This is a genomic window from uncultured Streptococcus sp., from assembly GCF_963525625.1.
In the GTDB taxonomy this organism is placed as follows: domain Bacteria; phylum Bacillota; class Bacilli; order Lactobacillales; family Streptococcaceae; genus Streptococcus.
Window position 1 is genome coordinate 40,067 of sequence record NZ_CAURLD010000006.1, and the last position, 24,474, is coordinate 64,540.

Genomic DNA, 24,474 nt, shown 5'->3' on the forward strand with positions numbered 1-24,474 from the left:
CAGATTTCAAGAAGGAGGCCCGCTATGAAAATCAATCTTTTTAACCATCGCCAAAGTAAACCTAAAGCTCAAAAGATTTCCAAGGAAGAAATCGAGAAGACTCGCCTAGGCTGCGCTTCCAGCCAATATTATTTCTGGCTGCAGTACAGTCACTGAGAGATTTCAGTATTCAAGGATAAGAGAAAGGTCAGTTGACTTTTCTCTTTATCCGACTTGGAGCACAAGATGACAAAAATGTAAGATTGGCAGGCAAAATGAAAGATTAGGTTATGGAAACTTGTCTGTCTTTCCGGTATGATAGTAGTATCAAGTTAAATAAAGAAGAGGTTCGAATATGACATTATTAGACGTACAGCACGTGAAAAAGATTTATAAAACCCGCTTTCAGGGCAGCCAAGTAGAGGCACTGAAGGACATTCACTTTACGGTAGAAAAAGGCGAATATGTCGCCATCATGGGGGAGTCAGGCTCTGGGAAATCCACCCTGCTCAACATCCTAGCCATGCTGGACAAGCCGACTGAGGGCCGTGTCTTTCTCAACGGAACTGACACAGCAACCATCAAAAACAGTCAGGCTTCCAGCTTCCGTAGGGAGAAATTAGGTTTTGTCTTTCAGGATTTCAATCTGCTGGATACCCTGTCGGTCAAGGATAATATTCTCCTGCCTCTGGTCCTCTCTCGTCGTCCCATTACCGAGATGATGCAAAAGCTGGTCACAACCTGCAATGAGCTGGGGATTAACAAACTCCAAGAGAAGTTTCCTTATGAGATTTCCGGTGGTCAGAAGCAACGGGTTGCAGTAGCTCGAGCCATCATCACAGACCCTGAGATTCTGCTGGCGGATGAGCCGACGGGAGCCTTGGATTCTAAGTCTTCGGCTGCGTTGCTGGATGTCTTTGACGACATCAATGCCCGCGGTCAGACCATTCTCATGGTGACCCACTCAACGGCAGCGGCTAGCCGCGCCAAGCGGGTGCTCTTTATCAAGGATGGGATTCTCTACAATCAAATCTTCCGTGGTGACAAGACCGAGCGGCAGATGTTCCAAGAGATTTCTGATACTCTGACAGTTATGGCAAGTGAGGTGAAGAACTAGTGTTTCGATTAGCAGCAAAATTGGCGGTATCCAATCTGATTAAGAACCGCCGTCTCTATTATCCTTTTGCACTGGCTACCTGTGTGGCTGTAGCCATTTCTTATATTTTCAACTCCTTGGCTTTTAATCCCAATCTATCCAAAATGACAGGGGCCAGCTCTGTTATCCTCGTTTTGGTCCTCGGGGTCGTTATTGTGAACATCACAGCTGGAATTATTGTCTTTTATGCCAATCAATTTGTCATGAAGAATCGCTCCAAAGAGCTAGGACTTTACGGCATGTTGGGGCTCAATAAGCGCCATCTCTTTGTTATGACCTTTATTGAGCTGCTGATTTTCGGCCTAGTGGCTGTAAGCTTGGGGCTGACTATTGGTGTTCTCTTTGACCAGCTGATTTATGCCTTTCTGCTCAAGCTCATGGGTACCAAGGTGGTTCTGGTTTCGACATTTCAACCTTTTGTATTGGTATTGATTATCATTTTCTATGCTTTTGTATTTTTCTGTTTGCTGATTAAAAATGGCTTTTACTTAAGAAAGTTTGATGCTCTGCAATTAGTCAAAGAAAAAAATAGCGGGGAGAAAAAGAGTCGCTTTTTACTCTTGCAAACTATTATTGGTATGTCTTCTCTCGTTTTTGGCTATTATCTTGCTTTAGGTGTATCTAATCCGATGGCAGCCATTATCATTTTCTTCGTAGCTGTACTTTTTGTTATTCTAGGGACTTATCTGCTTTTTAATGCAGGAACAACTGTTTTCTTGCAATTTTTGAAAAAGAAGAAGACGTTTTATTATCAGCCTGATAACATGATTTCGGTATCTAATCTAATTTTTCGAATGAAGAAAAATGCAATCGGTTTAGCGACGATTTCTATTTTGTCGACAATGGTTCTGGTTACTTTATCTGGTGGAGCCAACATTTATGCTGGTGGTGATTATATGCAGAATGCCATGTTCCCGCATGATTTCAGCATCCAAGGAAAAGAAGTAACAGGTGAGATACTGGACCAAGCTTTGACAGAGTTTGTTCAAGAGCAGCAGCTGCAGATTAGTAAAAAAGTTATTTACCAGTATTATACGATAGGAGTTAGCGGTCGAACTGGTAATCAGCTAGATATTTATTCTAAGGGACAGAAATCATTCACTCCAAATCTTTATATTTTGGCCATTTCTGAGAGTGATTATCAAGGGATGACGGGTCAAAATCTTCAGCTTAAGGATGATGAAGTAGCCATATTTGAGCAAGGACTGGAACTAGATAGCAAAAAAGATTTACAGCTAGCTGATAAAAATTTAAAAATCAAGAGAAAATTAAAAGAAGATTTCGTTTTCGGTAATATACCCGATCCGATGAATATGATAGTGCCTGAAAAAATCTATATGGTAGCTAAAAATCCGAGTCAAATCTTTTCTTCATTGATGAACGATTACGCTGTCAATGTTAACTATTATGGAGGATTAAATCTCAAGCTTCCAAAAGAAGAACAGAGAAAACTCAAAGAAGCATACCAAGAAAAGCTAAGCAGTTTTAATACCACCTTACCTGAAAATCAAGGTATTTATGGTTCGGTGACAGCCTTCGATAAGCAAGAAATAAAAGGAATGCTAGGTGGTATGTTCTTTATTGGAATTTTCCTATCAATCGTTTTTATGCTTGGAACTGTTCTTATCATCTACTACAAGCAGATCTCTGAAGGCTATGAAGATCGAGAAGGCTTTGTTATTTTACAAAAGGTTGGATTGGACGAAAAACAAATTAAGAGAACGATTCGTAGGCAGATTCTGATAGTCTTCTTCCTACCCCTAATCTTTGCCTTTCTTCATTTGGCATTTGCCTATCACATGTTGAGCTTGATTTTATCTGCTTTAGGGGTGCTGAATGCCACACTCATGTTAGTGGTGACTCTCGGTGTCTGCGCTCTATTTATTGCAGTATATGTCGGTGTCTTTCTCATTACTTCTCGCAGCTATCGCAAAATTGTGGCTATGTGATAGCAGAGCCAGGCTCTATATATCTTTCATCTATTTTAAAGACCTAGGCTGAGATTTCTCTCAGCCTTTCTTTTCTCGGAAAATTTCTGAGAAAGATTCCTAAAAGCGTGGAAATATGATAAAATAGGACGTTAATGCAATTAGGAGAGTAAAAATAGATGAATATTTTTAGAAAAAAAGATGCCAGCAAGGATAGAACGGGCATGCGCCGTCACTTGAAAATTCCTGATTTGATTTTGCTTGGTATTGGAGCCATGGTAGGAACTGGGATTTTCACCATCACAGGGACTGGGGCAGCCAAATATGCTGGGCCTGCTCTGACCATCTCGATTGTCATTTCAGCCCTTTGTGTGAGTATTTCGGCCCTTTTTTACGCTGAGTTTGCCTCGCGGATTCCGGCCAATGGCGGAGCCTACAGTTATATTTATGCGGTTCTGGGAGAATTTCCTGCTTGGCTGGCTGGCTGGCTGACCATCATGGAGTTCATGACCGCTATCTCAGGTGTTGCCTCTGGCTGGGGCTCTTATTTGAAAGGATTGCTTAGTGGCTTTGGTATCCAGCTGCCGGCAGCTCTGAATGGTACCTTCAATCCAAAAGCAGGTACTTATGTGGACTTGCTGCCCATTCTGGTCTTGGCCTTTGTTACGGGGGTTGTCCTTTTGAACTCAAAGGCCGCCCTGCGCTTCAACTCAGCTTTGGTAGTATTGAAATTCTCAGCCTTGGCCCTCTTTATCATTGCAGGATTTTTCTTCATCAAACCAGAAAATTGGTCTAACTTTGCACCTTTTGGCTTTGGGGAAATTTATGGCGGTAAGGTCGGCATCATGGCTGGAGCTTCACTCATGTTCTTTGCTTTTCTAGGCTTTGAGTCCATTTCCATGGCGGTCGATGAAATCAAAGAGCCTCAAAAGAACGTTCCGCGTGGGATTGTCTTATCCTTGAGCATTGTGACCATTCTCTATATTTTGGTGACCTTGGTCTTGACTGGGATTGTCCACTATAGCAAGCTGGATGTCTCAGATGCGGTGGCCTTTGCCCTGCGCAGCGTCGGACTTGGCTGGGCAGCTAACTATATCTCTGTCGTCGCTATTTTGACTCTGATTACAGTTTGCATCTCCATGACCTACGCCCTGTCGCGGATGATTTACAGTATTGCGCGTGATGGTCTCTTGCCTGGCTCTTTCAAGAAATTGACAGAGAACAGTCGGGTGCCAAAGAATGCAACGATTCTGGTAGGGATTGCTTCAGCCATCTGTGCGGGTATCTTCCCCTTGGCTAGTATCGCTTCTTTCCTCAACATCTGTACCTTGGCCTATCTGATTTTATTAGCTGTGGCAGTCTTGAAATTGCGGAAAGACAAAGGAATGCCCAAAGCTGGAGAATTCAAAACGCCTTTAGTCCCTCTGACGCCAATCTTGTCCATTGTTATCTGTCTATCCTTTATGACTCAGTACACCAAGGAAACCTGGCAAGCCTTTGGAATTGCCCTAGCTCTGGGAAGTCTCATCTATGCCTTCTATGGCTATCGAAACTCTGAAATCGCTGTAAAAGAGAAGTAGGGATAGAGTATTGCTATTAAGCAGAAAGTAGAAGTAGAAAAGTATGAAAAAACTTAATCTAACCCAAAAGAAGAAAATCTGGCTCTTTGCCCTTGCTTTTATCGCCCTGATCTTACTAGCGATTGTGATTAATATTCAGCTGAACCAGCCCGAAGATATGCATGCTGATTATGTTCGGCTTTGGAAGACAACTTGGCATGAGGAAAATAAAGACTGGCTCTATCCACTGAAAAATATCTGTCTTGTTATTCTAGCAGTTCTAGCTGGGTCTGGTTTAATGATTGCATTTTCCAAGAGTGAGAGATGGAAATAAGCTTCTGTAGATGGAAATAAAATCATCTTACAAAAATGTAAGATTGACGATGATAAATGTAAGGTAGAGACATGGAAAACGTGTCTCTATTTTGCTATAATCAGCTAAGAAATCCTCACAAGAAAGGTTGCGCGATTATGAAAAAAGTCCTTTTAGGTTGCTCGGGAACAGTGCTGGTTTTGCTTGCTCTTTTAATAGGTTTTCTGGCCTACTTTGGTCCAGACTATGGCATTTTTCTTTTCCCACCTAGTCCGCAGGACTACGCTCGCTCGGTTGTAAAAAAGCTTGATTTCGGTCTTTATACGGGCAAAGACTGGGAAAATGAGAAAAAGAAAGCTTTAGAGAAGCTTGAATCAGCCAAGGCTTATCAAGACACCTATCCTGTATTGGAAAAATTAACCAAAGAGGCTGGCGGGAAGCATTCTTATTTTTTAAGCCCACAGGATAATCCCGAGAATAGTCCAGAAAGCAAAAATCAGCCTGAAGTGCAGAATCGGGAGGGTATTCTCTATGTAAAAGTTCCTGCTTTCACTGGTGACGCACAGGCAGCGAAGGCTTATGCCAACAAGCTGTCAGCAGCTCTTAAAAAGGGTGACTATCAGGCGGTTCTTGTGGATTTGAGAGACAATACCGGAGGGAATATGTATCCGATGATTGCGGGACTGTCCTCTCTTTTGCCTGATGAAGACCTCTTCCAATTTGTTTATAAAAATGGAAGCAAGAGCGCGATTTCTCGGTCAGATATTCTTAAGCAGCTTGGTCTGGAGCAGACTGATGAGAAAGCAAAGAAAGTGCCAATAGCTGTCCTTACCAATGGGAAGACAGGTAGCTCAGGAGAGATGACTGTTTTAGCTTTTAAGGGACTGGAAAATGTTAAAATATTTGGTCAGCCAACGGCAAGCTATACTACGGGAAATAATTATTATCAACTATATGATGGAGCGGTTTTGCTCTTGACTACCTCGAGTATCCTAGATCGCACGGGCAAGCTTTATGAGAATGAGGCCATTCAGCCCGATGTCCAAACAGAACAGCCTTTAGAAGATGCGGAGTCTTGGTTGAAGGGACAGTTAGGAGAATAGTTCATTGAAAGCAGTCAAAAAGACTGCTTTTCTGCTATAATAAAGAGAAGAACGAGGTGACAGATGATTCGTAAAGTAAAACTAAGAGATGCCGCAGCCATTCAGCGGCTTAATGCTGAGTGCCTGGGCTATGACTTCAATAGGGAAGCGACGGAGACTCAACTAAAAAGGTTACTAGAGAGTAACCAGCATTTGATTTTGGTAGCTGAAGAAGGCGGTCAGGTCATAGGTTACGCTCATGCGGCTAGCTACGACTGTCTCTATTTCCCGTCCTTGCTCAATCTCTTGGCTTTAGCCGTCGCTCAGGAATTTCAAGGGCAGGGACATGGCAGAGCGCTGATGCAGGCTTTGCGCGAAGAGGCAAAAGCCGCAGGCTACACAGGGATTCGGATTAATTCAGGTATTTCACGGTCTTCAGCCCATGAATTTTATCGCAGCCTCGGCTGCAGCGAAAAAGCAGACCAGAAACGATTTTATTGGGAATTTTAGAGAAAGGAGGAGTAGAGGATGATTGAACCACTAACCCAGCAGCATGCTTTAGAAATTGCTGACGACTGGCATTACGAGGCGCCTTATGACTTTTATGATATGAAAAATGATCTGGAAGATTATGAAGAAATGGTTTCTCCTGAAGCGCGTGGAGACCGTTATTATCAAGTACTGAGTGAAGGGGAACTTTATGGATTTTTCTGCTTGGAGCAGAAAGGAGAGCGCATTTTGGAGCTTGGTTTGGGGATGAAGCCGGAGCACTGCGGAAAAGGTCAAGGCGCGGCATTTTTGCAGGAAATTCTGGACTTTATCAAGAAAAAATTTGCGCCCCAAGTCCTAAGGCTATCCGTGGCAGACTTCAATCACCGAGCCCAGCAGCTTTATCTCAACATGGGCTTTGAAGTGGTGAGGCGCATCCCGCAGGAAAGCAATGGTGATATTCATCTCTTTGTGGAGATGGAGAAAAACACCTAATTTTAGACTTTGTTGCAAAGCAACAGAAAAACTTGTTGACAGTCAAGAAAAAGTCGTCCAATATACTTATGACTGCGGACGATTATCAGCTAATTTGTAAATGAATATCAATAAGCAAAAGGAGAAAACCATGACATTTGAAGAAATTTTACCAGGCCTTAAGGCCAAGAAAAAATATGTGCGTACAGGTTGGGGCGGAGCGGAAAACTATGTCCAGCTCTTTGACACGATTGAGCAGAATGGGGTGGCTCTTGAAGTGACACCTTATTTCCTCATCAATGTTTCAGGCGAAGGGGAGGGCTTCTCCATGTGGAGTCCGACTCCTTGTGATGTCCTCGCGACAGATTGGGTGGAAGTAGATGACTAAGACGGTACTGGTGACGGGAGCTAGCTCTGGCATCGGCCGAGCTCAGGCTCTGATCTTTTTGGAAAATGGCTACCGGGTTTATGGGGTGGACAAGGATGAAAACCCTGGCTTTCTCAATGAGCTTCGTTTTGTCAAGCTGGATTTGACGGGTGATTTGACACCGCTCTTCACTAACTTGCCTGAGGTGGATATTCTCTGCAATACAGCAGGTATCTTGGACGATTATCGTCCCCTACACGAGATAAGTGACGAAGACTGGGAGCAGATTTTTGCTATCAATCTGACCGCTACCATGAAAATCACCCATTTTTACTTGCAGAAAATGCTGGAGAAAAAGTCTGGTATCATCATTAATATGTGCTCGATTGCTAGCTTTCTGGCTGGCGGCGGCGGTGCTGCCTATACAGCCTCTAAGCATGCTCTGGCTGGCCTGACCAAACAGATAGCCTTAGACTATGCGGATAAAAATATCCAAGTGTTTGGCCTAGCGCCAGGCGCTGTCAAGACAGCTATGACTGCCGCCGACTTTGAGCCAGGCGGACTGGCAGACTGGGTTGCTGAGGAAACGCCGATCAAGCGCTGGCTGGATCCTCAGGAAGTGGCAGACATCAGCCTCTTTCTAGCTAGTGGTAAGGCAGCGGCTATGCAGGGCGAGATTATCAAAATCGACGGCGGATGGAGTTTGAAGTAAGTAAATGAAGGATGCGAACAATGAGAAAGCTAAGAACCTTTTCCAAACCTGGACCAAAAATATGGTAATTTACGGTTTGGATGCTGGCTTAGGGCAGTTCTTCATGAATGCGCCTGAGACATCCTGCCTTTACCAACTAGGAAATTTCATCTTTCCGGCTGGTCAGGTGGATCCCGATTTGTGGCAGGAATTTAGCGAAAAATATAGTTTAGCTGACAAGGTCATTATCTCCGAGGAGCGCAGTTGGCAAGAGTTTCTGGATAGTCAGAGTGAGTTGGGCAAGTTTACTCGCTATGCTTTTGCGGACAGGGTTGCCTTTGACACAGAGGCTTTGGAGAAATGGCAGAGCAGTCTACCAGTAAACTACCACCTTTGTCCGATTGATGAGGAGAGTTATGAGCGTTTGGCTGAGGAAGCCTGGTCTCAGGATTTGCAGGGTGATTTTTCCGATTTTGACCATTTTCAAGCGGCGGGTGGCTTTGGCTTTTTACTCTATTCAGGAGAGGAAATCATAGCTGGCGTATCGACAGGATTGGTCTATCATGGAGCTCTTGAGATTGAAATTGCCACCAAGCCAGCCTACCAAAGACAGGGCTTGGCCAAAATTTTAGGTGCCCAGATGATTTTAGAAGCTCGAAAACGCTTACTCTTTCCTCTATGGGATGCGCACAATGAAGCCTCCAAAAAAGTCGCAGAAAGCTTGGGCTATCAGTGCCTAGGAGCTTATCCAGCTTATGAATGGAGAGGGACTTTTGACCAATGAAGAAAAACCAAACCTATTTCTTAAAAGACATCATGGAGGCTGTAAAATCGGAAGAGCTAGATGATGATTTCTGTTTGTATGCTAAGGAAAATGGAGAACTGAATTTTCAGGACAGCTACTTGCTTCCTTGTTGGTAAAGTTTTTGTCCTTTAGGGCAAAAATCATGGCTATTGTTATCATTAAAGCAAACCAAAAGGCGGGAATGAGAATAGGAGAAAGCATTTCACGAAGGGCTGGTGCAATAGCGCTGAGTAGCCGACTAAGGAGAATTCCTGTTAAGGGAGTTGTTAGGGCAAACCAGCGCGGGTAAGCCGTTTTCTTACTCAAAACGAGGATAACAATAAATAGGAGAAGTACAGCCATAAGTACGAAATAAATAAGCAGAAAGTTATTTTTCACTATTGAAAAGCTTTCTAGTAATTTTGCAATATCGGCAGAGGGATTATGGGCATACAGCCGCGAAGTGGCGGCAAAATAGAAATAGCTGGTGTGGAGGAAAACACAGACAGTCATGAGAATCCAAGCTCCTACTATTCCTAGCCATTTTTGTCTCAGCCCGATAGAGAGGATATAGACGCCCATTCCTAAAAGCGGGAAAAGAAGTAAGGCATAGCCTGCAAAATCAACTTTCCAAGCTGCTAAATCAGGCATGTGCTGCCAAAATCCCTTTCCAAAACCGTCAGAGATAGCAATCAATATATCTGCAACATAAATCAGCCAGCTTCCTAAAATAGACCAGGGAGCCCAGCGACGGATCGTTTTTTGAGTCATAAGCGCCTCCTTTAGACTTGTGTTACTAACATTTTACTAAAGGTTTGTTACGGAAGCAAGTCTCGAAATGCCTAGAGGCTATAAAATGGTGTCTGCTTTCTATGTAAGGGGATGAAATGATTTCAGAAAGTGTGGGAAATGTTTGATTTTTTGGCTCTTTGTCAACTGTAGTGGGTTGATGAGAAGTTATAATCTGGAGAGGACTAAATCAGTCCTCTCCTTTTTGATGTTCAAAGCGATAAGGATTCTAGATTTAAAATTGTCAAAGTTCCGAAAACCGAAAGCGTTTCGCTTGATGACTTTGATGAGGTTGTTAGTAGCTTCTAATTTTGCGTTTGAGTAGGGCAGTTCCAGTGCGTTCAGGATCTTATCCTTGTTTTTCAAGAAGGTCTTAAAAACAGTTTGAAAAATAGGATTTACATAAGAAATGGTATCTTCAATGAGTCCAAAGACAAGTAAGGGAGCAGGAGCTGGAGTTGATTTATTACGGTGAAGATTTTGCGGATGTTCTCTTGTCAGTTATGGAGCAGAAAGCAGAAGCAACTGACCAAGAGTGTTTACAGGCTCTGCTTTACTATTATGATCATGATGACTTTATGGATTTTGATAAAGATACAGTTTTGTAGGAAGATGTTTATAAACAATAATTATCATTTTAGAAAGACAGGAGAAATGATGACCCCAAAAGAAATGTGGCAGGCATACAAGAAAATCAATCCGGCGATTGGTGACGAGATTGATGCCTGGGCCTTCGGTGTCCAAGCAGACCAACTGGCTGATTTGGTGCTTCGTGGTGAAAAGACAGCGACGGATTCGGTCTATGAGCTCTATAAGTTTGAAAATGAGCCTCTACCTCAAGTAGGAACTTTCGATATCATACTAGACAGCCGGAATAGAGCCGTCTGTATCATCGAAATCACCAAAGTCTCTGTGCTGCCTTTTAATGAGATTTCAGCCGAACACGCTTTTAAGGAAGGAGAAGGAGACAAATCCTTGGCCTACTGGCAGCAAGTCCATGAGGAATTTTTTACGGAGTGTCTGGTGGAAGCCGATTTGGAATTTTCCCAAGAAACGGGTGTCGTCCTAGAAGAATTTCGCAAGGTCTATCCGCTGGATCAAGCTTAAGTCTATTTTTGAATAGGCTTTTTGTTTTCCCTTGATAAATCGAAGTAAAAATATTACTATTAGGTATATAAAGAAATCGTGATTTGGAGGAGAAATGGACAAATTAATTTTAGGCTTACTCATGATAAAGCATTTTACAGTTTATGAAATTCGTCAGGTAATGCGGCAAAATTTCAGCTCTATGTGCAGTGACAGTCTAGGCAGTATACAAGCAGCCTTAAAAAAACTGTCCCAGCAAGGAGCAGTGACTTATTCGGAGTATGTAGAAAAAGGAAAAATGAAAAAGGAATATGCCATTACAGCTTCGGGACGAATCTTGTTTTTGGAGTGGCTTAAAACGCCTATTGACATGAGCAAGAACAAGAATATGGACTTGGGGAAATTCCTCTTTATGGGTTATCTTCCTAAGAAAGAGCAGCTTCAGATGCTGGATTTGACCATTGAGGGGCTGGAAATTGAAGTCCAAGAGTTTGAAGCTGTCAAAGACGCGATTCGTTTTACGGAGGAACAAGAAAAAGTAAAAGCCTATCTAGAGCAGAACAGCCACCTGGCTACAGAGCTGATAGAGACCAGTCAGGCAGGTGATTTAGCTGAAAGTATTTCCCAGATTGGCTATTTTGAAATGAAAACGCTAGAATTTGGGCTTGATTCGGCTCGCTTTCAGTTGGACTGGTTTACCAAGCTTCGCCAGCAGTTGGCTGAAAATGAGAAAGAGGGCTGAGATGCTAAGTATTCAAAAAGCACCGGCTACTTCCCTTGTAGATACATTTGGCAATGACTTTGAGAGTTTGAAAAACCAATTAGCATTTCTTCCGCTACAGTCTTTCAAAGACTGTTTCTGAAAAAAGATTGAAAATAGGTCTAAAAAAGCTTATAATAAAAGCTATAAAACGACAGAAGGCTTCTAGGAGGATTGATTTTGAAGAAGGTTCATTTTTTTATCATTTACGGCTGTGTCTGCTTTGTACTGATTGGCGGAACCTTTCTTTATACCTACTTTAAACCTGGAGGAATCGCAGAAGCTCTTGAATCCCGCTTTAAGCTGTCAGCTGTAGTGGATGCGTCCTTTGAAAAATTCGATCAGGATAGTTTCTATATGGATCGGCTGTCTGAGTCGACTTACCTGGAAGGCTACAAAAAAAGAAAAGCTGAGACCGTTAAACAGCTGACCGTTTCAGAGTCACCCTATTTAGCCAAGCTTTATGAAACCTATGATGATCAAGAACTGACCCATTATTTCAGCGAAGATCGGATGTACTTGGAAGAAAAGGATGGATTTGAGACCATTGATGACACCGACTCCCGGAAACATATTGATGGCTATTCGGGCATATCCTCCTTTAAGGCTTTGCTGCAGGTCATGGTAGATAATGAGTCAGAACTAACTAAGAAAAAAGTGGAAGGCGGCTATGAGTTTTCGGTGACAGCAGAAGGTGATTTGGCCTATGACCTTATCGATGCCTTCTACTATGCTTATAATGATGAGCATTATGATACGACCATCGACATTGAGAAGTGTAAGGTTGCCTTTGTGGTTGACCCTAAGACTCGGACCATCCGCTCTATTGATATGACTATGGATTTGGACGAAGATACAGCTTTAGATGAAGAATTGATTTACTTCAAGCAGCGGGCTGTTTTCAAGGACTATGGCAAGGCTAAAGTTCATCTTCCAAAGAAAATCAAAGAAAAAGAAGCAAAATCAGCTGTTTAAAGGCTGATTTTTTTGTGCAAAAGTTTTTTTGTTGCAGATTTTTATGGGGTTGGCTTGATTTTAAATTTTTAAAAATTACCTTTTAGTGATATAATAAAGGTGATATCCTACAGAAAAGAGATAATTGATGACAAATTACGCGATTATTTTGGCTGCGGGTAAAGGGACTCGCATGAAGTCAGATTTACCAAAGGTTCTGCATAAGGTTGCAGGAATTTCCATGCTGGAACATGTTTTCCGCAGTGTCAATGCCATTAATCCAGAAAAGACCGTGACAGTTGTTGGCCACAAGGCAGAGCTAGTCGAGCAAGTCTTGGCAGGTCAGACAGACTTTGTCCGTCAGACCGAGCAGCTGGGAACGGGTCATGCCGTTATGATGGCGGAGCCTGTTTTGGAAAATCTGACAGGTCAGACGCTGGTCATTGCTGGCGATACTCCCCTGATTACAGGAGAAAGCCTGAAAAATCTGATTGACTTTCATGTCAACCACAAGAACGTTGCGACTATCCTGACAGCAGAAGCAGACAATCCTTTCGGCTACGGCCGTATCGTTCGCAATCAACATGACGAAGTCTTGAAAATTGTTGAGCAGAAGGATGCTTCTGATTTTGAGCGGCAAATCAAGGAAATCAATACAGGAACTTACGTCTTTGACAATGCTCGCCTCTTTGAAGCCCTCAAAAATATCAATACCAATAATGCTCAAGGCGAATACTATATCACAGATGTGATTGGTATTTTCCGCGAGAACGGTGAAAAAGTCGGCGCTTATACGCTGAAAGACTTTGATGAAAGTCTGGGTGTTAATGACCGCGTGGCTCTGGCTACAGCTGAGAGTGTTATGCGCCGCCGAATTAACCAGCAGCATATGGTCAATGGTGTCAGCTTTGTCAATCCTCATGCGACCTATATTGATGTGGATGTGGAAATTGCGCCTGAAGTCCAAGTCGAAGCAAATGTGACCCTGAAAGGTCAGACCAAGATTGGGGCAGAGACTATTTTGACTAATGGTACTTATATCGTGGACTCTGTCATTGGAGAGCGGACCGTTATCACCAACTCCATGATTGAGGAGTCAAGTGTTGCGGATGGAGTGACGGTCGGACCTTACGCTCACATTCGTCCAGGTTCTATTCTGGCTAAGGATGTCCATGTCGGCAACTTTGTTGAAGTTAAAGGATCGTCAATCGGAGAAAATACCAAGGCTGGTCATTTGACCTACATTGGCAACTCTGAGGTGGGAGCCAATGTCAACTTTGGTGCAGGCACGATTACGGTTAATTACGATGGTCAGAAGAAGTACAAGACTATCATTGGCGACAATGTCTTTGTTGGTTCTAACTCGACTATTATTGCTCCAGTTGAACTGGGTGACAATTCACTAGTCGGTGCGGGTTCTACTATTACGAAAGATGTACCAGCAGATGCTATTGCTCTGGGACGTGGCCGTCAGATTAACAAGGAAGATTACGCTAAGCGACTTCCTCATCATCCTCAAAATAAGTAGGTTCAGTCATGGAATTTGAAGAAAAAACCGTCCAACGTACGGAAATTTATCAGGGACCGATTTTTAAAGTGGTTCAGGACCAGGTAGAGCTGCCAGGAGGTAAGGGTCAAGCCCAACGGGATTTGATTTTTCATAATGGGGCGGTGGCTGTGATTGCTATCACTCCGGAGAACAAGATGATTTTAGTCAAGCAGTACCGCAAGGCGATTGAAGCGACTTCTTACGAGATTCCAGCTGGCAAGCTTGAGCTAGGAGAGAATGCAAATCCCCAAGCGGCTGCCCTCCGAGAATTAGAAGAAGAGACCGGCTACACAGGACAGCTGGAGTTGGTCTATGATTTCTACTCTGCCATCGGTTTTTGCAATGAGAAAATCAAGCTCTACAGCGCCAGCCATTTGAAAAAGGTCGAAAACCCTCGTCCCCAAGACGAGGATGAAACATTGGAACTTTTTGAAGTCAGTCTGGAGGAGGCACATCAGTTGCTGAAAAACGGTGATATCTGTGATGCCAAGACCATCATGGCCCTTCAGTACTGGCAACAAAAAAATCTGAATAAATAGGAACGTAGATCAATGGGAAAAGCTTTATTAACAGATGAAATCATTGAGCGGGCCAACCGCGGTGAGGATATTTCGGGGCCGCCTCTCATGGATGACGAGGAAACCAAGATTCTTTCAACTGGCAGAAGCTCCTTTAGCTCACAGCAGTCTAGCCGACAGGATACTCAGTTTGGTTATCAGAGCCCTCAAAACCGCTTTGGTTATGAAGAAGCTCGGTCTCAGCAGAATCAGAGTCGTTTTGGCTATCAGACTGCTCAAAACCAAGAGGAGTTTACGGATGAGACTCTGCACATTGAGGTAGATCCGACCGTGACTAAGAGCCGTCGGATTGAAAACCAAAAGCGGAGCCTCTTTCAAGCCAAACTCAATAAGATTCTCCTTTGGGTAGTTATCCTGCTGATTGGTTTGATTGCTGCTATTATTTGGTGGCCTTAAAAACCTGCTCTATTGCACTTAAAAGGAAGCCTAGCCTGTCTAAGCTTCTTTTTCATCAGATGATTTGAGGTATTATATGAAAATTGGAATTATCGCAGCCATGCCCGAGGAGTTGAAGATTCTGCTGGAGCATTTAGAAAACCCGCAGAAGCACCTACGTTTGGGCCATGTCTATCATACGGGCTCCATCGGCTACCATGAAGTGGTGTTGGTCGAAAGCGGGATTGGCAAGGTTATGTCCGCTATGAGTGTGGCTGTTTTGGTCAATGACTTTAAGGTTACAGCTGTGATTAACACAGGCTCAGCTGGAGCAGTGGCAGAAGGCCTAGCTATCGGCGATGTGGTGGTCGCAGATCGTCTGGTCTACCATGATGTGGACGTAACGGCCTTTGGCTATGACTATGGTCAGATGGCGCGGCAGCCACTCTATTTTGAAGCGAGTCGCTATCTGGTATCTGAAATGAAGAAAATTTTAGACAAGACTCATCAGAAGGCCAGAGTAGGGTTGATTGCGACAGGTGATAGTTTTGTTGCTGGTCAAGACAAGATTGACCGCATCAAGGAGCATTTTCCAGATGTCCTGGCTGTTGAGATGGAAGGCGCAGCTATTGCTCAAGCCACACATTCGATTGGCTTGCCCTTTATGGTTATTCGCGCTATGAGCGACACAGCTAGTCATGATGCCAATGTCACTTTTGATGAATTTATTCTTGAAGCTGGTAAACGCTCTGCAGAAACCCTGATTCAATTTCTAAAAGAGTTGGTTTAAAGGGGAGATAGTATGTACAAAGAGTCTTATTTTGATGGTGGTCTCTTTTCTTACATCGGTCATGTGATTTTGGCTACCTTGATTACCGTTTTTACACTGGGGATTTGTGCACCTTGGGGCATGTGTATTCTGTATAATTGGAAGATAAAACATACAGTTATTGACGGGCACCGTCTTTACTTTGACGGTACTGCTATGCAGCTTTTTGGAAATTGGATCAAGTGGTGGCTCCTGACCATTGTTACTTTTGGTATTTATGGCTTTTGGCTGAAAATCAAAATGACCCAGTGGATTACCAAGCATACGCATCATGCGAATTGAGAACAAGCAAGCGAGACCTAAGTGGCTCGCTTTTCCTTTTCTTCAGTCTTGCCAAAAAATCCCTTTTGATGGTATAATCAAGGAACTGCAATCAATGATAGAGGAGAAAAAATGAGTATCTTAGAAGTGAAAAATCTCAGCCACGGTTTTGGAGACCGGGCTATTTTTGAGGATGTATCCTTCCGCCTGCTCAAGGGTGAGCATATCGGCCTAGTCGGTGCCAATGGTGAGGGAAAGTCAACCTTTATGAGCATTGTGACGGGTAAAATGCTGCCAGACGAAGGTAAGGTTGAGTGGTCCAAGTATGTGACGGCTGGCTATCTGGATCAGCATGCTGTGCTGGAGCAAGGTCAGTCTGTCCGTGATGTCTTGCGCACGGCCTTTGACGAGCTTTTCAAGACAGAGGCCCGCATAAATGAAATCTATATGAGCATGGCTGAGGATGGAGCGGACGTTGATGTCCTGATGGAAGAAGTGGGTGAGCTGCAGGACCGCTTGGAGAGCCGAGATTTCTATACTCTAGATGCCAAGATTGACGAGGTCGCACGGGCTCTAGGTGTCATGGACTACGGTATGGAAAGCGATGTAACGGAGCTATCTGGTGGGCAGCGGACTAAGGTTCTCTTGGCTAAGTTGCTTTTGGAAAAACCGGATATTCTGCTCTTGGACGAGCCGACTAACTATCTGGATGCGGAGCATATTGACTGGCTCAAACGCTATCTGCAGAATTATGAAAATGCTTTTGTTCTAATCTCGCATGATATTCCTTTCCTGAATGACGTTATCAATATCGTCTACCATGTGGAAAATCAGCACTTGACTCGTTATTCTGGCGACTACTATCAGTTCCAGGAAGTCTATGAGATGAAAAAATCTCAGCTGGAAGCAGCCTATGAGCGCCAGCAGAAAGAAATTGCGGACCTCAAAGACTTTGTAGCTCGTAATAAAGCCCGTGTGGCAACTCGTAATATGGCCATGTCCCGCCAGAAAAAGCTGGATAAGATGGATATTATTGAGCTACAAAGTGAGAAGCCAAAGCCTACCTTTGACTTCAAGCCTGCCCGCACACCTGGTCGCTTTATCTTTCAGGCTGAGAATTTGCAGATTGGTTACGACCGTCCGCTAACCCAGCCCCTTAACCTGACCTTTGAGCGCAATCAGAAGGTGGCTATCATCGGGGCAAATGGGATTGGGAAAACAACCCTGCTCAAGAGCTTGCTAGGGATTATCCCGCCTATCGCAGGTCAAGTCGAGCGCGGGGACTATCTGGAGCTGGGTTATTTCGAGCAGGAAGTCGAAGGCGGCAATCGTCAGACACCGCTGGAAGCAGTCTGGAACGCCTTTCCGGCTCTTAACCAAGCAGAAGTCCGAGCAGCTCTGGCCAGATGTGGCCTGACTTCCAAACATATCGAGAGCCAGATTCAAGTCCTTTCAGGTGGAGAGCAGGCCAAGGTCCGCCTTTGCCTCCTCATGAACCGAGAAAATAATGTTCTGGTGCTGGACGAGCCGACCAACCACCTGGATGTCGATGCCAAGGAGGAACTCAAACGGGCGCTGAAAGAATACAAGGGCAGTATTCTCATGGTCTGCCACGAGCCTGATTTCTATAAAGGCTGGATGGATCAAATCTGGGATTTTAACCAGTTGACTTGACAAAATTTAAAAAAGAAAAGAGATGATTCATTAAGAATCGTCTCTTTCTGTTACTAATAATTCAAAAACTGCTCGATTTCCTGCTTTTCAATCTGTTTGCCGTGCTGGCAGACAGGGCAGGTGAGGTAATGTTTTCTACCGTAAGGAAAGGTAGGAATCCAATAGAGTGTAAACTTTCGGCCGGTTTCAATAATGTCCCAAGGTGCGACGTTGTGGCAGTTGGCACACTCGATATTGCTTTGGGTCTGTCCTACGTTTTTCTGATATCCTCTATATCCCCAGATAATCATATTGATTTCTCTCCTTTATTGGTTGGGCAGCAAGCTTATTTGCTGAAGTCATAGTCCTTGATAATCTCGATTTTTTCAATCTTGATATCTTTTTTAGGCTTGTCATTATCGTCTGTTTCTGCGGCAGCGATTTTGTCCACCACATCCATCCCTTCCAGCACTTGGCCAAATACGGTATAAGCACCGCCATCTAAAGTAGGATTTCCACCGTTTTTATAGGCTTCGATGATTTTGGCTGGGAAAGAATCTGTAGACATTTGGCTAGTCAAATCTTTCTTGCTTTGGTTGATAAAGAACTGACTGCCATTGGTGTCAGGGCCTGCATTGGCCATGGATAGGGCGCCTCGAAGGTTGTAAAGGTAAGGTGAGTATTCATTTTTAAAGCCATTTCCAGAGTCTTTAGACTTGTCTTTTCCCTTCCAGATAGACTCGCCTCCAGTGCCGTTGCCTTTAGGATCTCCGGTCTGAATCATAAATTCATTGATAACGCGGTGGAATAAAACGCCGTCATAGTAGCCTTCCTTAGCATGGGTCAAGAAGTTTTCAACGGCTAGTGGGGCTTGTTTTGGAAAGAGCTTGATGCGGATATCGCCTTCAGTCGTTATCAACTTGACTTCCGCTTCATCTTCAGCAACTTCTGTAGATAGCTGCGGAAAATTGGCATTTTCGTTGGTCATGGCATCCTTGAATTGCTCACGGAGTTTGCTGGTTTCCTCTGGGTCAGAGCTAGAGCTCACTAGCGAAGAACTGCTGGATGAGTTGGAGGAGCTAGTAGTCTCCTCTTTCTTACCTTTACCAGAGCAGCCAGCCAAGACAAGTCCTGATAAGAGGCTAATAAGAAGAATTTTTTTCATATAAGACCTTTCTCGCATTAGATTGTAAACTACTGATATTTTACTACAATTAAGCTAGTTTTTCAAACCCTCCTGTGTCAGACAATCCAGGAGCAGATTTTTAAGTCCTGCTGGCTGTAAGTTTAGGTTGCGAATTGCTTTTATATCTAGCCATTCAGGTTGATAGAGATTCTGTGCATGACTGCGAAGGGCTTCCTCGCCCTGAATCATTGGGGCTGATGTATGGCTGATAGTGGCACGAAAATAGATTTCTAAGCGTTGGCCATTTCTGAAAGTAAAGGCTGGCTGCAGTTGCTTTTCAGACAAGCTCCAACCTAGCTCTTCCTGAATTTCTCGCTGAGCTGCTTTGACTGCAGTCTCACCTGACTCGGCTCCGCCGCCCGGTATCACAAAATACTCTTCTCCATTTTTCCAGCGGTGGATGAGCAGTATTTGCTTGGTTTGGGGATTGAAAAGAATGACTCCGGCTCGCATTATCTTACTCCTGAAATGTTTTTACTGTTAATTAGAATTCCCTCTATTCTAACACAAGAACAAGAGTTTTGCTGGGACTTGTTAAAAGTATGGTAGAGTGAACAAATTCATCTTGATCTAATTAATTTTTATCTGAAGAGAGAGTTTAATAGCAGGCGAACTTGTGCATAGAGAAATGTTATGATAAAATAAACAGTGTAAAAATAATAAGGAGTGTTTTCCATGGAGAAAAGACTGACAAGAGATGTCAACAACAAGAAAATCGCTGGTGTATGTGCTGGTATCGCAAACTACTTTGATTTGGATCCAACCTTGGTCCGTATTCTTTGTATTGTTTTTTGCTGTGCAGCAGGTACAGGTGTCTTGGCTTACTTGATTGCCTGGGCTGTTATGCCAGAGGCTTAATAAGAATTTTGTGATAGTGAAATGAGAACTGGTTAGCCCAGTTCTTTTTGCGTGGATAAATAAGTTTTTTTGCTTTTGCTTTAGATAAAAGATTTCTCATCTATGGCTCAAATATGGTATAATAGGGGCTATGGCAACTAAGAAAAACACGAAAAAAGGCCGGACAACTCGTCGGCCGACAAAAGCAGAATTAGAAAGACAAAAAGCAATAAAGAGAATGATTGCCACCTTTGTATTTGCTCTTATTCTTTTGTTTGCAGCAATTAAGCTGGGCGCCTTTGGGGTAACCATTTATAATATGATTCGCCTAATGGTGGGAAGTTTGGCCTATCTGGCTATTCTGGCCAGCTTTGGCTATCTCTTTTTTTTCAAGTGGCTGCACAAGCACGAAGGGACGGTTTCAGGATTTATCAGCCTCTTTTTGGGACTGGAGTTAATTTTCCAAGCTTATTTTGTCAGTGTGTTGAAGCTAGAAGGGGCTGCTGTCTTATCCACAACTCTAGGCAGGGTCTTGACTGATCTGACAGCCTTTAAGGTCAGCTCCTTCGCGGGTGGCGGCCTGCTGGGCTCTCTCCTGTACGCACCAATCTCTTTCCTTTTTTCAAATATCGGTTCTTATTTCTTCGGCCTGCTGCTTATTCTTTTGGGCGGTCTGCTTATGAGCCCTTGGTCTATCTATGATATTTCAGAAAAGGCTATGGCAGCCTTTCAAAATTGGAGAGAGAAGCAGGAAGAAAAGCGTCAGCTCCGTTTCCTGGAGCAGGAAGAAAAAGCTGCACAGGCAGCTATGCAAGCCATTGAAGTAGAGCAAGAAGAAGCTGAAGTCGATCCTGAGACAGGAGAGATTTTAGATGACGAGGACTTGTCAGATACAGCTGTGGACTTTGACGAAGCAGACTATGAGGAACTGGGAGAGTATGACCCTCATGAACCTCTGGACTTTGGTCGCGAAGAAGAGACGGAGGAAGCGGAAGCAGACGTAGAGGTAGAAGTGGACTTCACCGCCAAGGAAAGTCTGGACTATAAGCTGCCGACCATCAACCTCTTTGCGCCTGACAAGCCTAAAAACCAGTCTAAAGAAAAACGCATTGTCCGAGACAATATTAAGATTTTGGAAGAAACCTTTGCTAGTTTTGGCATCAAGGCTGCTGTTGAGCGGGCTGAAATCGGACCTTCCGTCACTAAGTACGAGGTCAAGCCAGCTGTCGGTGTTCGGGTCAATCGGATTTCCAATCTGGCTGATGACTTGGCTCTGGCCCTAGCTGCTAAGGATGTACGGATTGAGGCACCAATTCCTGGAAAATCCCTAGTCGGGATTGAAGTGCCCAATTCTGAAGTTGCGACCGTGACTTTCCGAGAACTTTGGGAACAGTCGAAGACGGATGCCAGCAAGCTCCTAGAAATCCCACTTGGTAAGGCTGTCAACGGCTCTGTCCGTTCCTTTGACTTGGCTAAGATGCCCCATCTCTTGGTAGCGGGCTCTACTGGCTCTGGAAAATCTGTGGCTGTCAACGGTATTATTGCCAGCATTCTCATGAAGGCCAGACCGGATGAAGTCAAGTTTATGATGGTGGATCCTAAGATGGTGGAGCTGTCTGTTTATAACGACATTCCTCATTTGCTCATCCCAGTCGTGACCAATCCACGTAAGGCTAGCCGCGCCCTGCAGAAGGTTGTAGACGAGATGGAAAACCGCTATGAACTCTTCTCCAAGGTCGGTGCCCGTAACATTGCCGGCTACAATGCTAAAGTAGCCGAGTACAATGCTCAATCAGAGTACAAGCAGGTTCCCCTGCCTTTAATCGTCGTCATCGTGGACGAGCTGGCTGACCTTATGATGGTGGCCAGCAAGGAAGTGGAAGACGCCATTATCCGTCTGGGACAAAAAGCGCGTGCGGCTGGGATTCACATGATTCTGGCTACCCAGCGACCATCTGTAGATGTAATCTCGGGGCTGATTAAGGCCAATGTTCCGTCTCGGATTGCCTTTGCTGTGTCCAGCGGGACAGACAGCCGGACCATTCTGGATGAAAATGGAGCAGAAAAGCTCTTGGGTCGAGGAGACATGCTCTTTAAGCCTATTGATGAAAATCATCCGGTTCGTTTGCAGGGCTCCTTTATCTCGGATGAAGACGTGGAGCGAATCGTAGCCTTTGTTAAGAATCAAGCTGAAGCTGATTATGACGATAGCTTTGATCCTGGTGAAGTATCTGAAAGTGATTTGGATACTGGTGGAGGTGACGATGAGGGTGATCCGCTCTTTGAGGAAGCTAAGGCCTTGGTTATCGAGACTCAGAAAGCCAGCGCATCTATGATTCAGCGGCGACTCTCGGTCGGCTTTAATCGGGCCACTCGTCTTATGGAAGAACTCGAAGCGGCTGGCGTTATCGGACCAGCCGAAGGAACAAAGCCAAGAAAAGTTTTGCAGACTAATTGATTCTAATTTCACTAGTCTGCCAGCAAGATAATCATTTGATAAAAACAAATCTGCCAGCAGTCAGCCGGCAGATTTTCTCTACTCACTCAACTGAAAGGAAAGAAGGTATGAAACTGGACACTATTCACCACATCGCAATTATTGGCCATGATTATGCCAAGACCAGGGAGTTTTATGTGGACAAGCTGGGCTTTGAGCAGCTAGATGAGCACCACCGGCCGGACAAGCATGATATTCAATTTAATGTCCGCAAGGGAAATCTGACTCTGGAAATTTTTATCAAGGAAGAAGCTCCCAAGCGGCCAGCCTTGCCTGCTCCAGAGCATACGGGTCTGCGGCATCTGGCCTTTCGAGTGACAAATGTCGAAGAAATGCTAGCGGAGTTTGACCGTTTGGAGATTCCCCATACCGAGCTACGCTATGACGACTTCGACGGTCGTAAGATGGCTTTCTTCTTTGATCCGGATGGTCAGCCTCTGGAGATTCACGAATAAAACTAGGAAAATCAGGAGGTCCTTCTTTCTCGGTAAAAGAACGACTTGTAAGTCCCGCATATGAAAAACCCATCGGCTATCTAATAACCGATGGATTTTGTTTTACATTGTTACAAAAAGAGTCCGATGACCATGCCTAGATACATGAAGAAGGTCAAAAGAAAACCAGCCCGCCAGAAGAACTTAAAGAACTTAGGATAGTAGAAGCTTCGTTTTTTCTTGAGAAAATAGATGGTGATGGCGATAGCGAGAACTGAGAGAGCTAGGGTCAGCTGGGGTAGTAAGCTATGATAGTAGGCCTTGTCTGAAATGATATAAAATTCCACAACAAAAAGCGGAAAAGCCAAGTCCGCAAAGTTTAAACCGTATTTTCTTAATTGAAAAACTCGCACAGTAATAGTGGTTAAAATCAAAGTTAAAAAGATAAATAAAATCGAAGCAATCTTTAATAGTGTCATAAGATTATTTTACCACAAAAAATTCAAAAAAGAAGATAAAATTCCTTGCATTTAACAAAGTTTAGTGTATAATAGAAAGGTATGCGAAAAGCATACTTGTGGGAGGTAAAAATCTTTATTTACCGCCAAAACCACAAAGGAGGATTTAAAAATGGCTAAAAAAGTCGAAAAACTTGTAAAATTGCAAATCCCTGCTGGTAAAGCTACACCAGCTCCACCGGTTGGACCTGCTCTTGGTCAAGCTGGTATCAACATCATGGGATTCACAAAAGAGTTCAACGCTCGTACAGCTGACCAAGCTGGTATGATCATTCCAGTTGTTATCTCAGTATACGAAGATAAATCATTTACTTTCGTTACAAAAACACCACCAGCTGCTGTTCTTTTGAAAAAAGCTGCAGGTGTTGAAAAAGGATCAGGTACACCTAACAAAACTAAAGTTGCTACAGTTACTCGTGCACAAGTACAAGAAATTGCAGAAACTAAGATGCCAGATTTGAACGCAGCAAACGTTGAGTCTGCAATGCGTATGATCGAAGGTACTGCTCGTTCTATGGGATTCACTGTTGTTGACTAATCAATAACACCCCCAATAAAACCCGCAAGACTTCATCATTTCGAGAAGTGACGTGGGAGATGAAAATCGATTGAACCACTTACAAGGAGAATAGAAAATGGCTAAAAAAAGCAAACAACTTCGTGCTGCTCTTGAGAAAATCGACAGCACAAAAGCATACAGCGTAGAAGAAGCTGTAGCACTTGCAAAAGAAACTAACTTTGCAAAATTTGACGCAACTGTAGAAGTTGCTTACAACTTGAACATCGACGTTAAAAAAGCTGACCAACAAATCCGTGGCGCAATGGTATTGCCAAACGGAACTGGTAAAACTTCACGCGTTCTTGTTTTCGCACGTGGTGCTAAAGCAGAAGAAGCGAAAGCTGCTGGTGCAGACTTCGTTGGTGAAGATGACCTAGTTGCAAAAATCAACGACGGTTGGTTGGACTTTGACGTAGTAATCGCTACACCTGACATGATGGCACTTGTAGGTCGCCTTGGACGTGTCCTTGGACCTCGTAACTTGATGCCAAACCCTAAGACAGGTACTGTAACAATGGACGTTGCCAAAGCAGTTGAAGAGTCTAAAGGTGGTAAGATTACTTACCGTGCAGACCGTGCAGGTAACGTACAAGCTATCATTGGTAAAGTTTCATTTGAAGCTGACAAGTTGGTTGAAAACTTCAAAGCTTTCAACGACACAATCCAAAAAGCGAAACCAGCTACTGCTAAAGGTACTTACGTAACTAACCTGACTATCACTACTACACAAGGTGTTGGTATCAAGGTGGACGTAAACTCACTTTAAGAATTTGAATAGAACTGCCTG

31 protein-coding genes and 1 pseudogene are annotated in these 24,474 nt (G+C 43.8%); 26 read left to right on the plus strand and 6 right to left on the minus strand.

Features of this window, described 5'->3' with window-relative positions:
• Positions 1 to 24: 24 nt before the first annotated feature.
• From RYK49_RS04725 to RYK49_RS04775, 11 genes are all read left to right on the plus strand, one after another.
• Complete coding sequence (locus RYK49_RS04725) at positions 25 to 156, plus strand: hypothetical protein (RefSeq protein ID WP_009659231.1); 132 nt, start codon at positions 25 to 27, stop codon at positions 154 to 156.
• 178 nt (positions 157 to 334) lie between these two features.
• On the plus strand, positions 335 to 1,096 hold the full coding sequence (locus tag RYK49_RS04730) for an ABC transporter ATP-binding protein (protein ID WP_223313372.1): 762 nt from the start codon (positions 335 to 337) through the stop codon (positions 1,094 to 1,096).
• Complete coding sequence (locus tag RYK49_RS04735) at positions 1,096 to 3,084, plus strand: ABC transporter permease (protein ID WP_314830564.1); 1,989 nt, start codon at positions 1,096 to 1,098, stop codon at positions 3,082 to 3,084. Before RYK49_RS04730 ends, RYK49_RS04735 begins: the two co-directional genes overlap by 1 nt.
• Before the next feature lie 158 nt (positions 3,085 to 3,242).
• Positions 3,243 to 4,643, plus strand: a complete 1,401-nt coding sequence (locus RYK49_RS04740; protein ID WP_314830563.1) for an amino acid permease — start codon at positions 3,243 to 3,245, stop codon at positions 4,641 to 4,643.
• Between the two features lie 43 nt (positions 4,644 to 4,686).
• Positions 4,687 to 4,956, plus strand: coding sequence for a hypothetical protein (locus RYK49_RS04745; protein WP_314830562.1), 270 nt, complete (start codon positions 4,687 to 4,689; stop codon positions 4,954 to 4,956).
• 71 nt (positions 4,957 to 5,027) lie between these two features.
• Positions 5,028 to 6,038 carry a S41 family peptidase gene (locus tag RYK49_RS04750; RefSeq protein ID WP_314830561.1) on the plus strand — a complete coding sequence of 337 codons (1,011 nt, stop codon included), beginning with the start codon at positions 5,028 to 5,030 and terminating at the stop codon, positions 6,036 to 6,038.
• Positions 6,039 to 6,101: 63 nt separating this feature from the next.
• Positions 6,102 to 6,527, plus strand: a complete 426-nt coding sequence (locus RYK49_RS04755; protein ID WP_314830560.1) for a GNAT family N-acetyltransferase — start codon at positions 6,102 to 6,104, stop codon at positions 6,525 to 6,527.
• An 18-nt stretch (positions 6,528 to 6,545) separates the two neighbouring features.
• Positions 6,546 to 7,001, plus strand: a complete 456-nt coding sequence (locus RYK49_RS04760) for a GNAT family N-acetyltransferase (protein ID WP_314830559.1) — start codon at positions 6,546 to 6,548, stop codon at positions 6,999 to 7,001.
• 130 nt (positions 7,002 to 7,131) lie between these two features.
• Positions 7,132 to 7,368, plus strand: a complete 237-nt coding sequence (locus RYK49_RS04765; protein ID WP_002899859.1) for a DUF2829 domain-containing protein — start codon at positions 7,132 to 7,134, stop codon at positions 7,366 to 7,368.
• Entirely contained in the window at positions 7,361 to 8,059 is a 699-nt protein-coding gene (locus RYK49_RS04770) for a 3-oxoacyl-ACP reductase (protein ID WP_314830558.1), read from the plus strand. Before RYK49_RS04765 ends, RYK49_RS04770 begins: the two co-directional genes overlap by 8 nt.
• A gap of 4 nt (positions 8,060 to 8,063) precedes the next feature.
• Complete coding sequence (locus RYK49_RS04775; protein WP_314830557.1) at positions 8,064 to 8,822, plus strand: GNAT family N-acetyltransferase; 759 nt, start codon at positions 8,064 to 8,066, stop codon at positions 8,820 to 8,822.
• An 81-nt stretch (positions 8,823 to 8,903) separates the two neighbouring features.
• Here the strand turns inward: RYK49_RS04775 and RYK49_RS04780 are convergent, their stop codons facing one another.
• Both RYK49_RS04780 and RYK49_RS04785 read right to left on the minus strand, forming a co-directional pair.
• Entirely contained in the window at positions 8,904 to 9,593 is a 690-nt protein-coding gene (locus RYK49_RS04780) for a DUF6796 family protein (RefSeq protein ID WP_032909682.1), read from the minus strand.
• A gap of 186 nt (positions 9,594 to 9,779) precedes the next feature.
• A pseudogene (locus RYK49_RS04785) lies at positions 9,780 to 10,043 on the minus strand (transposase); the annotation flags it as partial.
• Positions 10,044 to 10,069: 26 nt separating this feature from the next.
• Between RYK49_RS04785 and RYK49_RS04790 the strand changes: the two are divergent.
• The 10 genes from RYK49_RS04790 to RYK49_RS04835 all read left to right on the plus strand — a co-directional run bounded on the left by RYK49_RS04790 (position 10,070) and on the right by RYK49_RS04835 (position 17,677).
• Positions 10,070 to 10,219: a hypothetical protein gene (locus RYK49_RS04790; protein WP_173361594.1), complete on the plus strand. Its 150-nt coding sequence runs from the start codon at positions 10,070 to 10,072 to the stop codon at positions 10,217 to 10,219.
• A 49-nt stretch (positions 10,220 to 10,268) separates the two neighbouring features.
• Complete coding sequence (locus RYK49_RS04795; RefSeq protein WP_314830556.1) at positions 10,269 to 10,718, plus strand: ASCH domain-containing protein; 450 nt, start codon at positions 10,269 to 10,271, stop codon at positions 10,716 to 10,718.
• A 94-nt stretch (positions 10,719 to 10,812) separates the two neighbouring features.
• The gene (locus RYK49_RS04800; RefSeq protein ID WP_314830555.1) at positions 10,813 to 11,439 is read left to right on the plus strand and encodes a PadR family transcriptional regulator; all 627 of its coding nucleotides are present in this window, start codon (positions 10,813 to 10,815) and stop codon (positions 11,437 to 11,439) included.
• 198 nt (positions 11,440 to 11,637) lie between these two features.
• Positions 11,638 to 12,432 (plus strand): hypothetical protein, encoded by a 795-nt coding sequence (locus RYK49_RS04805; RefSeq protein ID WP_314865041.1) that lies wholly within the window; start codon positions 11,638 to 11,640, stop codon positions 12,430 to 12,432.
• 127 nt (positions 12,433 to 12,559) lie between these two features.
• A complete protein-coding gene (gene glmU / locus RYK49_RS04810) occupies positions 12,560 to 13,939 on the plus strand; it encodes a bifunctional UDP-N-acetylglucosamine diphosphorylase/glucosamine-1-phosphate N-acetyltransferase GlmU (protein WP_314865043.1) in 1,380 nt (459 codons plus the stop codon).
• 8 nt (positions 13,940 to 13,947) lie between these two features.
• Complete coding sequence (locus RYK49_RS04815) at positions 13,948 to 14,499, plus strand: NUDIX hydrolase (RefSeq protein WP_314830552.1); 552 nt, start codon at positions 13,948 to 13,950, stop codon at positions 14,497 to 14,499.
• 12 nt (positions 14,500 to 14,511) lie between these two features.
• Complete coding sequence (macP, locus tag RYK49_RS04820) at positions 14,512 to 14,934, plus strand: cell wall synthase accessory phosphoprotein MacP (protein ID WP_002905026.1); 423 nt, start codon at positions 14,512 to 14,514, stop codon at positions 14,932 to 14,934.
• Between the two features lie 76 nt (positions 14,935 to 15,010).
• Positions 15,011 to 15,703 carry a 5'-methylthioadenosine/adenosylhomocysteine nucleosidase gene (locus tag RYK49_RS04825; RefSeq protein ID WP_314830551.1) on the plus strand — a complete coding sequence of 231 codons (693 nt, stop codon included), beginning with the start codon at positions 15,011 to 15,013 and terminating at the stop codon, positions 15,701 to 15,703.
• 12 nt (positions 15,704 to 15,715) lie between these two features.
• Complete coding sequence (locus RYK49_RS04830; RefSeq protein ID WP_314830550.1) at positions 15,716 to 16,024, plus strand: DUF898 family protein; 309 nt, start codon at positions 15,716 to 15,718, stop codon at positions 16,022 to 16,024.
• Positions 16,025 to 16,135: 111 nt separating this feature from the next.
• Positions 16,136 to 17,677, plus strand: a complete 1,542-nt coding sequence (locus RYK49_RS04835) for an ABC-F family ATP-binding cassette domain-containing protein (protein WP_314830549.1) — start codon at positions 16,136 to 16,138, stop codon at positions 17,675 to 17,677.
• A gap of 53 nt (positions 17,678 to 17,730) precedes the next feature.
• Here RYK49_RS04835 and RYK49_RS04840 read toward each other — a convergent pair whose 3' ends face one another.
• Genes RYK49_RS04840 through RYK49_RS04850 form a run of 3 tightly spaced genes read right to left on the minus strand, consistent with a single transcriptional unit; the run spans position 17,731 to position 19,295 of the window.
• Positions 17,731 to 17,967 carry a zinc-ribbon domain-containing protein gene (locus RYK49_RS04840; protein ID WP_314830548.1) on the minus strand — a complete coding sequence of 79 codons (237 nt, stop codon included), beginning with the start codon at positions 17,965 to 17,967 and terminating at the stop codon, positions 17,731 to 17,733.
• Between the two features lie 35 nt (positions 17,968 to 18,002).
• The gene (locus RYK49_RS04845; RefSeq protein ID WP_314830547.1) at positions 18,003 to 18,821 is read right to left on the minus strand and encodes a peptidylprolyl isomerase; all 819 of its coding nucleotides are present in this window, start codon (positions 18,819 to 18,821) and stop codon (positions 18,003 to 18,005) included.
• A 54-nt stretch (positions 18,822 to 18,875) separates the two neighbouring features.
• Complete coding sequence (locus RYK49_RS04850) at positions 18,876 to 19,295, minus strand: NUDIX domain-containing protein (RefSeq protein ID WP_314830546.1); 420 nt, start codon at positions 19,293 to 19,295, stop codon at positions 18,876 to 18,878.
• A 222-nt stretch (positions 19,296 to 19,517) separates the two neighbouring features.
• Here RYK49_RS04850 and RYK49_RS04855 point away from each other — a divergent pair, with 222 nt between their 5' ends.
• The 3 genes from RYK49_RS04855 to RYK49_RS04865 all read left to right on the plus strand — a co-directional run bounded on the left by RYK49_RS04855 (position 19,518) and on the right by RYK49_RS04865 (position 22,631).
• Positions 19,518 to 19,700 (plus strand): PspC domain-containing protein, encoded by a 183-nt coding sequence (locus RYK49_RS04855; protein WP_002897145.1) that lies wholly within the window; start codon positions 19,518 to 19,520, stop codon positions 19,698 to 19,700.
• 130 nt (positions 19,701 to 19,830) lie between these two features.
• On the plus strand, positions 19,831 to 22,137 hold the full coding sequence (locus RYK49_RS04860; RefSeq protein WP_314830545.1) for a DNA translocase FtsK: 2,307 nt from the start codon (positions 19,831 to 19,833) through the stop codon (positions 22,135 to 22,137).
• Between the two features lie 107 nt (positions 22,138 to 22,244).
• Positions 22,245 to 22,631 carry a VOC family protein gene (locus tag RYK49_RS04865; protein WP_314830592.1) on the plus strand — a complete coding sequence of 129 codons (387 nt, stop codon included), beginning with the start codon at positions 22,245 to 22,247 and terminating at the stop codon, positions 22,629 to 22,631.
• Positions 22,632 to 22,741: 110 nt separating this feature from the next.
• Here the strand turns inward: RYK49_RS04865 and RYK49_RS04870 are convergent, their stop codons facing one another.
• The gene (locus tag RYK49_RS04870) at positions 22,742 to 23,089 is read right to left on the minus strand and encodes a DUF3397 domain-containing protein (RefSeq protein WP_125352922.1); all 348 of its coding nucleotides are present in this window, start codon (positions 23,087 to 23,089) and stop codon (positions 22,742 to 22,744) included.
• A 151-nt stretch (positions 23,090 to 23,240) separates the two neighbouring features.
• Here RYK49_RS04870 and rplK point away from each other — a divergent pair, with 151 nt between their 5' ends.
• Together rplK and rplA are read left to right on the plus strand one after the other, a co-directional pair.
• The gene (gene rplK, locus RYK49_RS04875; RefSeq protein WP_001085809.1) at positions 23,241 to 23,666 is read left to right on the plus strand and encodes a 50S ribosomal protein L11; all 426 of its coding nucleotides are present in this window, start codon (positions 23,241 to 23,243) and stop codon (positions 23,664 to 23,666) included.
• Between the two features lie 97 nt (positions 23,667 to 23,763).
• A complete protein-coding gene (gene rplA, locus RYK49_RS04880; RefSeq protein WP_002894855.1) occupies positions 23,764 to 24,453 on the plus strand; it encodes a 50S ribosomal protein L1 in 690 nt (229 codons plus the stop codon).
• Positions 24,454 to 24,474: the final 21 nt, after the last annotated feature.